We start from the raw sequence: 14,273 nt of genomic DNA, 5'->3' as shown, positions 1-14,273 counted from the left end.
CCCCAGGCCAAAAAATTGATATATTTCAAGGATAGCCATGAACGAATCCGGCACCTACAAAAAGCTCCGTCCGAGCGGCGGCTACCGCGATTTGCGCTCGTTTCAGGCCTCAACGATCGTGTACGACGCCACGGTGTCATTCTGCGAACGTTTTATAGACAAGCGTTCGCGTCTGGTTGACCAGATGGTGCAAGCCGCGCGCAGTGGCCGGCAGAACATCGCCGAGGGGAGTCGGGCAGCGGCCACCTCCAGCCAGACCGAGCTGCGGCTGGTGAATGTTGCCCGCGCCAGTCTGGATGAACTGCTGCTTGACTACGAAGATTTTCTGCGGCAGCGGGGCAAGCGGCAGTGGACAAAGGACGATCCCGAGGCAAAAGAGGTCAGGGGAGTGGGGAAGAAGCTTCATCATCGGTCGGATCGGACTGATCGGGCTGATCCGACCGATCATGAAGCTTATGCTGCTTGGTTGCAGCACAGTGACCCAGCTATTGTTGCCAATGCTATGATCTGCTTGATCCACCAGACCAACTACCTGCTTGATCAGCAGATCAGCGTTCTGGAACGTAGTTTCGTCAACGAAGGGGGCTATAGCGAGCAACTGGCGGCTGCAAGGCTGCAAAAGCGAAAAAGCCTTCACCCCACTGATCGGTCCGATCCGACCGATGAAAAACGAAAATTTCCGCCTTGCCCGAAATGCGGCAAACCTATGGTGGTGCGAACCGCCAGGCAAGGAAAAAATGCAGGCAGCCAATTTCTCGGATGTTCAAGCTATCCCCAATGTAGAGGAATAGCGGCGGTGTAATAATCAGTCGGATCGGACCGATTGGACAGATCAGACTGATCTGGTAAATTTTTCCGCAGCATGGCTTACATTTATTGATTGCTAAGCATACATTTAATGTACATTTTTCCTAAATAAAACTTTCCTTCCAACGTTCTTTTCCTGAACTGACTCTTTTGAAAACAAACACTTACATTCCTCGCTAACCTCTGGCACGCTCCCTGTAATACGTTCAATGAAACATTAACGAACGCTTCAGGAGGCTGTCATGAAAATCTCATCCGTTAAACTGCCCACCGTTGTCATCTGCCTCGCCATGCTGGCCATGCTGGTCACCCTTTCCAACAACGTTGCCCACAAGAATCAGCACAACGCCCTTGTACAGTCAGACTCCGATCTCCCCGGCAGTTATTCCACTGCAGTAAACACTCTTTACACCAGCGGGAGGTGATCCTGATGCTCTGCACCAGCCTGCAGGCAAACTTCAAAACCATCGCCTTCACCGGACTCTGCTCGGCCGGGGCCGTATCGGTGACCCTGCTGGTCGCCCACCCGGTCGATATTTATGGGGGTCTCTCGGGCATATCGGCCGGGCTCCTGTCCTTTGCAGCACTACGTTTAATCAGCCAGGGCTCTCCGCTAAGCGGGATTGCCATGCTTGGCGGCATGCTCATCAAAGTCTGCTTGGAGCGCCACGGCCTGTCGCTGTCAGGGGTGGGGCCGGTCTGGCAGGCGCACTGCGCCGGGGCTGCCGCGGGGGCGATGGTTGTTGCAGTTTCGAGGGGACACTATTTGCTCATATTCGGAAAATCCGCCGGGAGGACACCATGACACTTCTATTTACAGCCATCGGCATCATTGTGGGCGGCATGTTGTTTCACTTCGCCGGCGCCCTCTCCGGCGGCATCATCGGGTTTTTGTCCGCATACCTGCACGACCTGCGGCAGCGGCAGGAGGCGGTGGAAAAAGAACTGGCCCGCCTGGCTAGGCGCCTGGGTGAGCTGACGAAGGAGGCAAAGCGGGAGAACTTTGCTCCTGCTTACAGTGAAAAAATGCCCGATGAGGTGGTCCGCGTCCAGGCTGATATGCCTGTTGACGACGAAACACTCTCATTTACCTTCATTGCCGCTGAGCCGGCGAAGGAAGAACGTATATGGAGGAGGCCGCAGGACATGCCGGTCAAACCGGAACAGCCCTCGCCCCTGGAAAAATGGCTCAGCAGCCTCTTCAATGGTGAAAACTTGCTGGTCAAAATGGGTGTAGTGATCCTCTTCTTCGGAGTTTCCTTCCTGCTGAAGTACGCGGCCCAGCACGGGCTCTTCCCCCTTGAACTGCGCCTGGCTGCGGCCGCTCTGGGGGGCTGTGCCCTGCTAGCCATCGGCTGGCAGTTGCGGGATGATCGCCCGGTCTACGCCCAGGTGCTTCAGGGGGGCGGCAGCGGCATCCTCTACCTGACCGTTTATGCGACCATGCATCTTTATCAACTGATTCCGGTCGGTTTCGGCTTTGCGCTGCTGGTGGCCATCTGCGCCCTGTCCGCAATTCTGGCGGTTGCGCAGGACTCCCGTTCTCTGGCTCTGATGGGTAGTGCCGGCGGCTTTCTGGCGCCGCAACTGGCCGGCATCGCCAGCAGCAGTCCGGCCATGCTGTTGGGCTATTATGCCATTTTGAATGGCGGCATCCTGGCCATTGCCCTTCGCCGGGCCTGGCGCGAGCTGAACCTGCTCGGTTTTGTCGGCACCTTCATCGTCAGTGCCCTGTGGGGCAGCCAATTTTACCGCCCTGAGCACTTTTTCAGTGTGGAACCGTTCCTGGTGCTATTCTTCCTGGTCTATGCCACTTTGCCGGTACTGTATGCCCGGCAAGAGCCGACGCTGCTGGATGGCTACATTGACTGCACGCTGGTTTTCGGCACACCGATCGTGGTCTTTGCCCTCCAGTCGGCTCTGATGCGGACCTTTGAGTATGGCATGGCCTGGAGCGCTCTGGGGGTCGCCGGCTTCTACATCACCCTGGCAGCCCGAATGTTCCGCAGCGAGCCGGGCCGCCTGCGCAGCCTTGTGGAGGCCTTCCTGGCACTGGGCACTGTTTTTGGAACCCTGACCATCCCGCTGGCGTTTGATGGCCGCTGGACCTCGGCCGCCTGGAGCATAGAAGGGGCGGCACTGGTCTGGGTCGGCCTGCGCCAGCAGCGTAATCTGGCACGCGCCTTCGGCTATCTGCTGCTGATCGGTTCGGGGGTGGTGTTCCTGGCCCATGGCGGGCTCACCAGCGGAGTCTGGCCGGTGTTGAACGGCTCCTACATCGGCAGCCTGCTGGTCAGTGGCGCGGCGCTCTTCAGTGCCTTCATGATCAGCCGCAATGAAGAGACTCTTTCGTCATACGAAGGCCTTGCGGAGCCGGCCCTTTTCGCCTGGGGAATCATGTGGTGGTACGTCAGCGGACTGTGCGAAGTGGGCGCGCACACCTCGAGCGACCTGACATTCGGCGCTTCCTTAAGCTTTGTAGTCATCTCCTGCCTTGCCTACAATTTTTTGCGCCCCCGCCTCGATTGGCACCTGCTGGAATGGCCGGCAATCGGCCTCCTGCCTGCAATGATCTGTTTCGCACTGCTGCAGGCATTCGCTGGAAGCCGTTACCCCTCCCTCCATGGCGGCTGGTTCGGTTGGCCTTTGGCCCTGGCTGCCTGGTACTTCATCCTGCACGGCAACCGGCAGCGTCAGCCGCAGCTTCCCATCCTGGTCCACATCACACCATGGTGGCTGATATCGGTGCTGGCTGCCTGGGAGCTCCATGGCCGGATCGCGGCCCATCTACCGGGGATGGAGACGTGGGCTCTCTGCGCCTGGGGCGCTGTTCCTGCTCTGATGGTACTGCTGATCTCCCGCCGCGGGGCAATACTCCCCTGGCCGATAAAAGACAACCTGAGCATCTACACGGGAGCCGGATCGGCACCACTGGCCATGGCAGCCTGGCTGTGGTTGCTGTTCGCCAACCTGACCCAGGCCGGCAACCCCTGGCCGCTCCCCTACCTGCCGCTGATAAACCCATTGGATGGCACCTCGCTGCTGGTACTGGTCAGCCTGATTGGCTGCTATCGCGCTATTCACAGGACCGTACCGGAGCTGTCCCAGTGGTTGCCGCAGCGGGAAAGCGGCATGGTTCTGGCCGGGACCGGCTTCATCTGGCTGAATACGATCCTGCTGCGCTCAGTCCATCATTGGTGTGGTGTCCCCTTCACCGCCCATGCCCTGTTCGCCTCCCTGACGGTCCAGGCCACCCTTTCCATCTGCTGGTGTCTGCTTGCCCTGACGGTCATGACCTTCGCGACCCGGCGGGGTTTACGCCCGGCCTGGCTGGCGGGAGCCGCACTTTTGGGCGCGGTACTGATCAAGCTCTTCCTGGTGGATCTGTCAGGACATGGCAGCGTGGCCCGTATCGTATCGTTCATCGTGGTCGGTATCGTCATGCTGCTGATCGGCTGGTTATCACCGGTGCCGCCCCGGGAGGCAGGAGGCGTGTCATGAAAGACATTACTCGCAAGCAGTCGAGGGAAGCTCTCTTAACGCTTTTGGGTTTTACCTTTGCGTACTTAGCGAACTTTGCGCGAGTCCGCTTTTCGGGGTTACGTCTCACTGAATGCCTGTTGATGCTCCTGCTTGCCACAGGCACCCCGGCTCTGGCTGACAATCCGCTTCAGTTGAATGATTTTGCCCGGATGATTCCGCTGACGCTCTCCGGCAGGGGGGCTCTGCACGAACTCCCGCTGCCGGCCGAGGTCTATGCCCGGAGCGAACGGAGTGACCTGGGCGACCTGGCCGTATTCAACGGCGCCGGGGAGATCGTGCCCTTCACGCTGCTGCGGCCGATTTCCGCCAAAGCGACCCTGGTCCAGCAGGAACTACCGCTCTTCCCGCTCAGTGGTGCGGCGCTCCGGCAGCCGGGCAGCGTCGCCCTGCTACTGCGGACAGACCAGCATGGCAGCGTTGTCAATCTCAACACGGCGGCAGGCACAGCGCAGGAGGCGACGATCACCGGCTATATCGTGGATGCCAGCGGGTTGGATCAGGCCATCGCCGGTTTTGACATCGCTCTCGCACCCGGATCAAAGAGCTACATGGGCACACTGCGGGTGGAGACCAGCGACGATCTGCAGCAGTGGCGACAGCAGGCCAGCGGGGCGCTGGCAGCCCTCTCGGCGGGAGAACGGCAGCTCAGCAGGGACCGGATCGAATTTCCGGCGGTGAAGTCCCGCTACTTCCGGCTCACCCTCGGCCCGGAGCCGGGAGCGCCGCGTCTCGCATCGGTAACTGCCCGGCTGGAAACGCCGCAGATGACAGCGCAACGTGAAAGTGTGAGTTACCGGATCGTGCCGGTCAAAGGCAAAAGCGGCGAGTACCTGGTCCGGAGCAGCGGTCACATGCCGGTTGACCGTCTACGCCTGGTCTTTCCGGATGAGAACAGTCTGGCCAGCGTCACCCTGCTGTCGAGGCCGGACGACAAGTGTCCCTGGATCGAGCGTGGCAGTGGCACATTCTACCGCCTGCGTCGCGACTCCGGTGTTGTGGAAAGCAGTGCGCTGGAGATCGCCCCGACCTCGGACCGACAATGGCTGATCCGGGTCCACCAGCCCAGCGGCGGCCTGGGTGGCAATCTGCCGCAGTTGGAAGTCGGCTGGCAGCCCCACCGGTTGATCTTCGCTGCCCGCGGAGAAGCACCCTTCCGTCTGGCCTACGGCAGCGCCCGCACCGGGCAGGTCAGCTTGGGGGACAGCACTATTGCGGCAGGCCTGGAAAGCTGGGAGAAACAACAGATTAAACCGCTGCCGGCCCAGGCCGGTGGTTCGCTGGAGTCGGGGGGCAGGCAGGCACTGCGGCCACGAATCGCGGACGCTACCTGGCGCAAGGTGCTGCTGTGCGGGACGCTGTTGCTGGGTGTACTTCTGCTGGCCAGGATGGCCTGGAGGTTATTGCAGGAAATGAGATCAGCTGGGTGACAGGAAAGGTTGAGGGAGGGTTTTTGATAATCGAGACGGAGAGGAGGAGGCTGTAGGATCAGGCTTTGAAGATTTGAAGATTGTCTGGAAGTTCAAGTCTTCAAGGCCCGCTCCCAACGACCCCAAGGCTGACCCTTACCAGCAATCGAGTACGACTCTGCTGATCATGTCCGTAAGGTTCAGGAAAAAAGGCGAAATCTTCTTTAAAGGGAAAATCTTCAACGTTCCAAAAGCCTTAAAAGGCCATCCTGTTGCACTGCGACCAACAATTAACGATGGCATTTACTCAGTTTATTTTTGCCATCAGAAACTAAAAGAATTGATCTAAAAAGTGCTACCCATGTCCCCGAACATCAGTAACCCTTGACTCCGGTCCATACAAAGGGAGGGCCGGGGTGGGGATGGGTTTCTTTCGGCTCCGCTCAGAAGAAGCGCGGGGTCAAGTCTTGAAAAGTAAGTTTTTGCAGGAAAGTGATTTTTCAAAACCTGACCCTCAGCCTGAGCTCTTCTGCCTACCATAGCATTTCTGGTTTTTACTTCATGAGTTTGTTATAAAAGGTTGTTGTTAGCGGTGATGGGCGGAATGCCTATAGGCAGCTTTTGCATTGCTGAATTGCACATTGAACACGGGATAAATGTTCCGGTTGGGTGTGAACTGCTCAAATGAGTTGAACAAAAAGGTAAAAGAAGATGATTGCTGACTCAATGACTACCTGCAAGTTTGCTGGAGAACGATTCTTTAGGCTTTATCACAGACATTGTGTTTCGCCGGATGACGACACCTTATTTAGCCTACTTGACGCTATTCATAGTCTGAATGACAAGCTTCAAAAGGCAACTTCTGACAACTTCTTTGAGTGCCACGAGTTCATTGCATTAAAAGCACTGCGAAATCTTTTCCACCACGGAGCTGAGCTAATCAATGAAGTTCGCCCCATCTCGGTAGCAAGCCTGCCGATCAGCACCGATCTCATGTTTTTGTGCTTGGTGCCGAGAAGCCTAGTTTTGCAATCAATCGAGCGTCTTGACAAGAAAAGGAGGGTTCAAGATGAAGCGATCATACGCTCGACACTCAAGTGGTACGGAAACGTAGTGAACATCAATCCTTGCCTATTCAATTTCGCTGTTCATGCGTTTGAAAAATTAAGAGCGATTGGTTTCAAATTTGAGGGTGACGAATATGCGGAGTTCGAGCACAGCTATCAGTTTGAAGAAGAAGGCGGGCATTCTCACTTTGTCACAGGCGACATCAGTTGCCTTGCAGGCAACGTAGAAGAGGTTCTCTCTGTAGCATTCGCGGATATCACCTAAACAGGATTTCAACGCGGATGACCGAAAGCAAAAAATCTCACAAAAAAACTATGCGTCTGAATGATACTATTCGGCCAGAATAAAGGAGAAATACACATTGAAAACTCCGGTCATTTTTCTTGTCATATTTTTTGGTCTGATGAGCATTCAATCGCGTGCGCAGAGCTTTGATACTAAAGACCCGCGTTGGAAGCAGCTGAGTCAGGCCTACGGGTTTGCGTTAGCTCAACAAGACTCATTGGAGAGAATAGAAAAGAAATTTCCGGATCTTGCAAGAGATGTGAAGGAAGCTTGGCTTTCATATTATTCGAGCGCCCTTGGAGAAAGCTCGAAGACTGTAGAAAAGGAACTAATAAAGGAAGCAGGCGAAAAATGGCCTGAAATCAACAAGCAAATGAAAAGCCAGTTGAATGATCTTAATACTCGACAGGAGATCACCCATCCCCAAGCCGTGGAGTTTCTTAATGAAGTTCGTGAACGATCAAAAGGCCAAATACCAAAAACATTGCTCAAAACTCTTTTGTCGTCAAACCCAAGGTATTTGAAGAACCCGTCGAGCGAATTAACAGAAGGGTGGAAGCAAACTTTTCGGACTAAGGGGCTTGCTGATGCTAAAGGGGTTGATTGTTCTATCTCATTGCCTGAGAGTTGGAGCAGAAAGGCCGGAAATAGACCAAACATGGTTCAAATGTTTCAAAGTGGAGCTGGCCATGGTCCTATTCTCAGCTCGTTGATGGTGATGTCTATTCCCCCACCCAAACTTTCAAAAAATGAGCAGAAGGACTTTTTCACACCGTCAGAACTGAAAAGCTCCATTCCTGATGGTGGAAAATTTATTATGTCAAAAAACATAACTCTTGATGGTGCACCAGGTGCAATGGTTGTTTACGACCTTACGCAACAAGGTTTAGAAACAACTACTAAGTCAAGAGTTACTCATTTCGTGACTATTCATAATGACAACAAGATGATCCTTCTTCAGTTTATGGCGATCAAGTTTTCCGACAATTTCAGCACACTCGATCAAATTCAAAAACTGTATCTTCCTACTTTCAAACTTATTGCAAGCAGTCTTGTGTTCAATGACCGATTGTAAATAGAAAATCAGCAGGAGTACAATGTCCAACTTGCGGCTAGATCAGGGTCAGCCTATGGCGTTAGGCAAATCGAGAAAACCCAATTTACCCCAAAAATCTGAAACTGCTCCTGAGTGAGCGGGAATTGCCCAAAAAGGAGATACAACATGTTTAGCGTTTCTAGTTGCCCCAGGTGTAATGGAGGAATGTTTAAACTCGTAACACAGGAACCACAAGGATCAAGATTTAAAATCAACTTTATACAGTGCTCATCCTGTAATACTCCGGTCGGAGTGACTGATTTTTTCGACACCAGCACCCAATTAGAAAAACAAGAAGAGTCAATTAAGAAACTTGATTCTCGCTTGTCGAACATTGCGCACACACTGTCTCAGATTGTTCATTTTCTGAATCAACGAAGATAGCAGTACGACAATCAAGAAGGATTGATTTTTCCACGGTTATCAAGTCTTTTGCCTCTTGAGTTATGGATTCGTTTATCATTTTGTTTTTCTCCTTCGGGGGTGGAGGAAAGGCGAATGCCTAACCCTTATAAGGCCCCCGTTGGGTGAAAAGATCGCAAAAACAGCTTTCTCTATAAGAATAGCAACGAGGAACATCTCATGAACATACAGGTTAAAAGCGATCTCCCTACAATCTATGCCGATATGAGCGTGTTTCGTTATCTGGCTTATGGCGAGATTGCAATAGAGCAGCCTGAGCGGTTTAGGTGGGTATATTCACATGTGCATCTCAATGAAATGGCACGAGGTGGAAATACGGACGCTCTTGATGGTATGCGACTCTTAAAAGCAGTAGAAATCTGTAATGTGTTAAATGGAAAGTTTGAGTCGGTGGGTAACATTGTATTGAAACAGTATCTTGATCCGAGCGAACGCTACCGGCAACATCTTGATGCCATTGCAGGACACGAAAACTCAGATGATTTCTTGGTAGAGCATCTGCTGCGGATATTTGGTGCAGATAACTTCGTGGAATTATCCATGACCCCAGAAATGCTTCGCAATCAGATCGACCATCTAGCGAGTAGACTGGACACAGCTACAAGAGGTGAATTAGTGGCACGTGCAGAAGTCGTGTCTGCCGATATGAAACAATGCATCGACCTACATTTACAGAAGAGGCGCCCCATAGATCAAACACGTCTGCAAATGGGGTTGACAAGTAGTGTTAGAAAAGAAACTGAAAGCTCAGATTCTCCGATCGATGCAATTTGGGAGATTATTGGTCCATCTATGGGAGGCATTCCAAAGGATCAGTTTTTTGGATTTGAGCGAAACCCGTGTATCGAGGGGTTAGAGCACACACAAGAAGGGGCTTTGGCTGGTGCACATATGGTGTTGAATCTGTTAGGATTTAGCCCAGACAAGGGGTTGTCTAAGCGCGACCGAATTAGAAATATTATATCAGATGGCCAACATGTAGGCATGGCATCGTATTGCAATGCATTGTTGTCAGGTGACAAACGATTTTGTGACAAAGCAAATGCCATATACACCCATGCTGGTTCGCAAACAGCCGCGCTTTGGTTTCCATACAACTCCAACGGATGCCTAATTCGCCTAGATGTCCCAAATCCCAACCAAGAAGAAGCACCGGCCTAAAACGCCGGTGTTCTCCTCTGGCGTTTTCGCAGGAAAAACTTGCTTGTGTCGTTGTAAGAGCAGGAGTTAAAAATGAACCATACTTCTTTTACTGAACTTCTTCAAAGTTCTCGGTGCATCCTCGGGGAGGGTGCGGTAATCGAGCGTCTTCGGCGTAACATCGACTTGGAGCTCGACCCTGCCTTAGTTAATTCAGCCTTTATCTACGAGGATGCGAAACGTGCGGCGCTTGAGATTATCTACCGGCAGTATCTGGACATAGGTTGCAGTTTCGACTTGCCGATTCTCATATCCACCCCAACCTGGCGGGCTAATCGGGAACGAATTGAAGCGGCCGGTTATGCCGGAATTGATGTTAATGGAGATAATGCGCGATTTTTCGCCGGGCTTCGGAGCAGCTATGGAGACTACGCTGAGAAGATTATTATCTGCGGATTGATGAGTTGCCGCGGGGATGCATATGACCCTGCTGCCGCGTTGGCTGTCGGCGAGGCGCGGGAGTTTCACGCCTGGCAGGCCGAAAGGTTGGCTGGTACAGATGTTGATTTTCTGCTCGCCGCCACTCTTCCGGCTCTCAGCGAGGCAACCGGTCTTGCATATGCCCTGGCCGCAACCGGCAGGCCGTACCTGCTCAGTTTTGTTGTGCGGCCTGAAGGAACACTGCTGGATGGCACTCCACTTAAAGACGCAATTGCTGCCATTGATGCCGCCGTAACTCCTGGGCCTTTGGCATACATGATCAACTGCACTCATGCCTCTTTTACCAGAGCAGCGCTGATGCACGAAGTCAACTCATCCCCCTTGGTTCGGCAGCGGATGATCGGCCTGCTGGCGAATACTGCGGCGTTAAGTCCCGAGGAGTTGAATGAGAGCGCCTGTCTTGTGGAGGAAGATCCGGCTGTCTTCGCCAAATCCGTTGCCGAACTACATTCGGAACTGGCCTTGAAAATTCTGGGCGGGTGCTGCGGAACCGACAACCGGCATATCCGGTCTCTGGCCGCTCTGCTTGCAGGAGGTCGCTCTGGCGACAACTGTTGGGATGAACAGTCCGAAGAGAAGAAAACTATCGATCATGCTTCAGAATAAGTAGATTTGCATTTTTTCGTGTTAATACATTGACCAACTCCCACAGAACTTCTTTCTGAGCCTCTTTGGTCAAAAAAATATCAGACTGGAATATCCCCATAATGCATAAATATCTTATTGTCCTTCTCTCTCTCCTACTCCTGCTGTCATTTACAGTCCCTGTATCCGCCGCTGCGCCGGCCTCACTTGCTCAGGTCGTCACGCCGCTGATCGACTCCCATCCCGGCAAATCGGGCGCTTATGTGCTGGAAAAGGGAGAAGAGGCCCTGCGGGCCAGGGCCTGGCTGACAGACCATGCCGCTCGGAGTATCGATGTCCAGTACTTCATCTGGAGCTCCGACAACATCGGCATCCTGGCCAGCGAGGCGCTGCTCAGGGCGGCCGAGCGGGGGGTGAAGGTGCGCGTGCTGGTGGATGACCTGCTGATCGATGCCCCGCCCGACTCCATGCTGGCCCTGGCGCTGCACCCCAACATCGATATCCGCATCTACAATCCCCGTTTGAACGTAGGCACGTCCAAAGTCAAAAAGATCGGCAACGTGGTCACCGGCTTGCGCACCATTAATCAGCGCATGCACGACAAGACCGCCCTGTTTGACGGTCAGGCCGGCATCACCGGCGGCCGCAATATGGCCGATGAGTATTTCGATTACAACCACAGCTATAATTTCCGCGACCGCGACATGCTGGTGCTGGGACCGGTGGTGGCTGACATGCAGGCCAGTTTTGCCCGCTTTTGGGAAAGCCCCCAGGCGGTGCCGGTGGAAAAACTGCTGGCAAAAGCGATGAAGCAGATGACTTCTGAACGGGCGACAGCAGTGTACGCCGGTCTGCACGCTTATGCGGCCAAGGGTGAGAACTTCGCGCCTGAGGTGCGGCAAGCGCTGGAGGAACTGCCCGCCAAGTTCAGCCGCCTGGCGCAGGGCATTGTGTGGGATGAGGTGCGGTTCCTGTGCGATCTGCCCGGCAAGAACAGCGCCCGGCGACGCTTTGACGGGGGCGGCCGGACCACGGCAGCCCTGGTGGATGAGCTGAAAAAGGCCACCAGAAGCGTTACGATCCAGTCGCCTTATCTGGTCATGCCCAGCGGGGCGCTGGAGATCTTCCGCGATCTGATCAAACGCGGGGTCGAGGTGCGCATCGTGACCAACTCTCTGGCCTCAACCGACAACCTGCAGGCCTTCAGCGGATATCACAAACAGCGCAGGGCGATCCTGAAGAGCGGCATCAAAGTCTTCGAATTCAAACCCGACCCGGCCATCAGGCGTGAGCTGATCGAACGCTTTCCCAAGCTGGAAAAAACCGCACCGATCTTTGCCATCCATGCCAAAAGCATGGTTATCGACGGCACGACGCTCTTCGTCGGCACCTTCAACTTCGACCCCCGTTCGGCCAATCTCAATACTGAAGTGGGGGTGCTGATCCGCAACCCCGTTCTGGCTGAACAGGTGGAACTGAACATCATCCGCGACATGGCGCCGGAAAACAGCTGGAGCGCCGCCGACAACGCCGATCGCTTCGCGCCGCCGGAAAAGCGCCGCAAGCTCAGGTTGTGGAAAACATTACCGCTGGAGCCGTTTTTGTAGCAGGTCGTTTAAAGACAGCCATCTCGCTGCCGTCCTCGAAACCCCCTTGTGAAGGATACGCAGCGGAACTGGACTATGGAAATTTTTGTACATTCCTGGAGAGGTTTAACAAGGAGCCCTGCCCATGAGACTTCCCTCACTGATGCTTGCCATACTGCTACTCATCCTTGTGGCCTGCCCCGCCTGGGGTGCCGATGCCTGCCGTGGGCACCTCACGGCTGTCCACGGCCAGGCGGCGAACAATGCGCTGCAGAACGAGCTGGCAGATTTCCGCATCCTGGCAGAAAAGACCCTGACTCTGCGGGCCGAAACCATCAAGGTCGGCATGGCCATCAAGGAAAAGCTGGACAGGGGTAAGCCGCTCTCCGGCGATGACATCGCCCTGATCAATACCGGCATTAACGAGCATCTCTCCTTGCGTCAGGAATTGCTGGCAGTGGCCGAGGCCCACGAATGCTGGCTGGATGGCTCGGAAAAAGAGTTGTCCAAGCAGGGAATTTCCCCTGAGATGCGCCTGAATGGAATCATGCTGTCGCTCTCGTCAGCCATGCTGCTGTATGACAACTACCTGTTGTCGGTTTCGCTCTTCGAGGGGGACAGCAAGCTGCGTCGCATCCTCAACGAGCGCGACTCGGGCTATGCGGTCACCAGCGCGGCCCTGGCCAAGGTGACCCTTAATTACAATTCCATCGCCAACCGCGCCCGGGCGCGCAAGGCGATCAATTTCTACGAGAAGGAGTCGGCGCGCTTCAAGACCGCCCTGGAACGCAATCCGGACAGCGCCTACCTCAGCCTGCTGATCAACCAGAGCCCTTCCTACACGATGGTCAAGAAGTGGTCCCCCCTGTATGTGGTCAGCCGCAAACTGGGTTTCCTCTCCGGGGTCACCACCGATACCCTGACCGGCATCGAGCGGGAGGGGGTTAGCCTGTTCAGCATGGTCTTCGGCAACGCGGTTGGACTGGTGGAGACCAGGAAGGGCAAGCTCTACAAGAAGAAAGAGGTGCTGGCCAGCGTGCGCGGCAGCCTCCAGGCAGGGGACATCCTGCTGGAGAAGACCCCATTCCGGCTGACCGACAAGCTGATCCCCGGCTACTGGGGGCACGCGGCCATCTGGATCGGTAGCGAAGCGGAACTGAAGGAGCTGGGCATCTGGGACCATCCGCTGGTGGCCCGCTACCGGGATGAGATCCGTGGAGGACGCCTGGTGGTGGAGGCGCTGCGCTCGGGGGTGGAGATGAACACCCTGCAGCACTTCCTCAACATCGACAGCATCGGCGTGCTGCGCAAGGCCAACCAGAGCCGCGAGGGGCGCGCCGGCACCATCATCCAGGCCCTGCGCCAGGTGGGTAAACCCTATGATTTCAACTTCGACGTGGAATCAAAGGAGCGGGTCTACTGCTCCAAACTGGTCTACCTTACCTACAGCGGCATTGAGTGGCCGACCAAGAAGTCACTGGGGCGCACCACTTTTACCCCCGATGATGTGGCGATCAAGGCTGCCCGTGACAAATCCCTGCAGCTGGTGACTTTTTACCATGACGGCAAACGGGTGGAAGATGGACCTGTGTTGCGCATGGCGGAGCTAATGGGAGTGGCTGGGAAATAAACTGATGATTGTCCTGTATCTGGCCAGGACCGGCGATGCTCTCACAAGTAAGCTTGGAAGCCTGGTCCTGCCGCCAGTGGTCGGAACTGGCAAATAACTGCGTTGCCCCCGAACATTGTTGCGTCCCCCGCATCTTACGCCTTTTAAACAAGAACTCCTCTTCCAGTATCAATTCAATTTTCTATTCAATTAAATTTGTTGTC

The 14,273-nt window shown here is 54.6% G+C and carries 12 protein-coding genes; all 12 read left to right on the top strand.

Annotation, left to right across the window (positions count from 1 at the left end):
• Window positions 1-37: 37 nt before the first annotated feature.
• The 12 genes from KJB30_RS13200 (at window position 38) to KJB30_RS13155 (ending at window position 14,070) form a co-directional block, all read left to right on the top strand.
• The gene (locus KJB30_RS13200; RefSeq protein WP_214300046.1) at window positions 38-802 is read left to right on the top strand and encodes a four helix bundle suffix domain-containing protein; all 765 of its coding nucleotides are present in this window, start codon (window positions 38-40) and stop codon (window positions 800-802) included.
• Window positions 803-1,049: 247 nt separating this feature from the next.
• Window positions 1,050-1,232: a hypothetical protein gene (locus KJB30_RS13195; protein ID WP_214300044.1), complete on the top strand. Its 183-nt coding sequence runs from the start codon at window positions 1,050-1,052 to the stop codon at window positions 1,230-1,232.
• Window positions 1,233-1,237: 5 nt separating this feature from the next.
• Window positions 1,238-1,612 (top strand): hypothetical protein, encoded by a 375-nt coding sequence (locus KJB30_RS13190; RefSeq protein WP_214300042.1) that lies wholly within the window; start codon window positions 1,238-1,240, stop codon window positions 1,610-1,612.
• Window positions 1,609-4,308 (top strand): DUF2339 domain-containing protein, encoded by a 2,700-nt coding sequence (locus KJB30_RS13185; RefSeq protein WP_214300040.1) that lies wholly within the window; start codon window positions 1,609-1,611, stop codon window positions 4,306-4,308. The genes KJB30_RS13190 and KJB30_RS13185 overlap by 4 nt, the downstream gene beginning before the upstream one ends.
• A complete protein-coding gene (locus KJB30_RS18045; RefSeq protein ID WP_367618986.1) occupies window positions 4,305-5,777 on the top strand; it encodes a DUF3999 domain-containing protein in 1,473 nt (490 codons plus the stop codon). Before KJB30_RS13185 ends, KJB30_RS18045 begins: the two co-directional genes overlap by 4 nt.
• A gap of 166 nt (window positions 5,778-5,943) precedes the next feature.
• Entirely contained in the window at window positions 5,944-6,105 is a 162-nt protein-coding gene (locus KJB30_RS18660) for a hypothetical protein (protein WP_496198534.1), read from the top strand.
• Between the two features lie 362 nt (window positions 6,106-6,467).
• Window positions 6,468-7,088: a hypothetical protein gene (locus KJB30_RS13180; RefSeq protein WP_214300038.1), complete on the top strand. Its 621-nt coding sequence runs from the start codon at window positions 6,468-6,470 to the stop codon at window positions 7,086-7,088.
• 97 nt (window positions 7,089-7,185) lie between these two features.
• Window positions 7,186-8,184: a hypothetical protein gene (locus KJB30_RS13175; RefSeq protein ID WP_214300036.1), complete on the top strand. Its 999-nt coding sequence runs from the start codon at window positions 7,186-7,188 to the stop codon at window positions 8,182-8,184.
• A gap of 603 nt (window positions 8,185-8,787) precedes the next feature.
• Window positions 8,788-9,789, top strand: coding sequence for a hypothetical protein (locus tag KJB30_RS13170; protein WP_214300034.1), 1,002 nt, complete (start codon window positions 8,788-8,790; stop codon window positions 9,787-9,789).
• A gap of 72 nt (window positions 9,790-9,861) precedes the next feature.
• Window positions 9,862-10,875: a homocysteine S-methyltransferase family protein gene (locus tag KJB30_RS13165; RefSeq protein ID WP_214300032.1), complete on the top strand. Its 1,014-nt coding sequence runs from the start codon at window positions 9,862-9,864 to the stop codon at window positions 10,873-10,875.
• Between the two features lie 101 nt (window positions 10,876-10,976).
• A complete protein-coding gene (locus KJB30_RS13160) occupies window positions 10,977-12,461 on the top strand; it encodes a phospholipase D-like domain-containing protein (protein ID WP_214300030.1) in 1,485 nt (494 codons plus the stop codon).
• Window positions 12,462-12,585: 124 nt separating this feature from the next.
• Entirely contained in the window at window positions 12,586-14,070 is a 1,485-nt protein-coding gene (locus KJB30_RS13155; RefSeq protein WP_214300028.1) for a YiiX/YebB-like N1pC/P60 family cysteine hydrolase, read from the top strand.
• Window positions 14,071-14,273 lie beyond the last annotated feature (203 nt).

Origin of the sequence: Pelotalea chapellei (genome assembly GCF_018531195.1) — a bacterium.
In the GTDB taxonomy this organism is placed as follows: Bacteria; Desulfobacterota; Desulfuromonadia; order Geobacterales; family Pseudopelobacteraceae; genus Pelotalea; species Pelotalea chapellei.
This window is presented reverse-complemented; position numbering and strand designations above follow the sequence as displayed.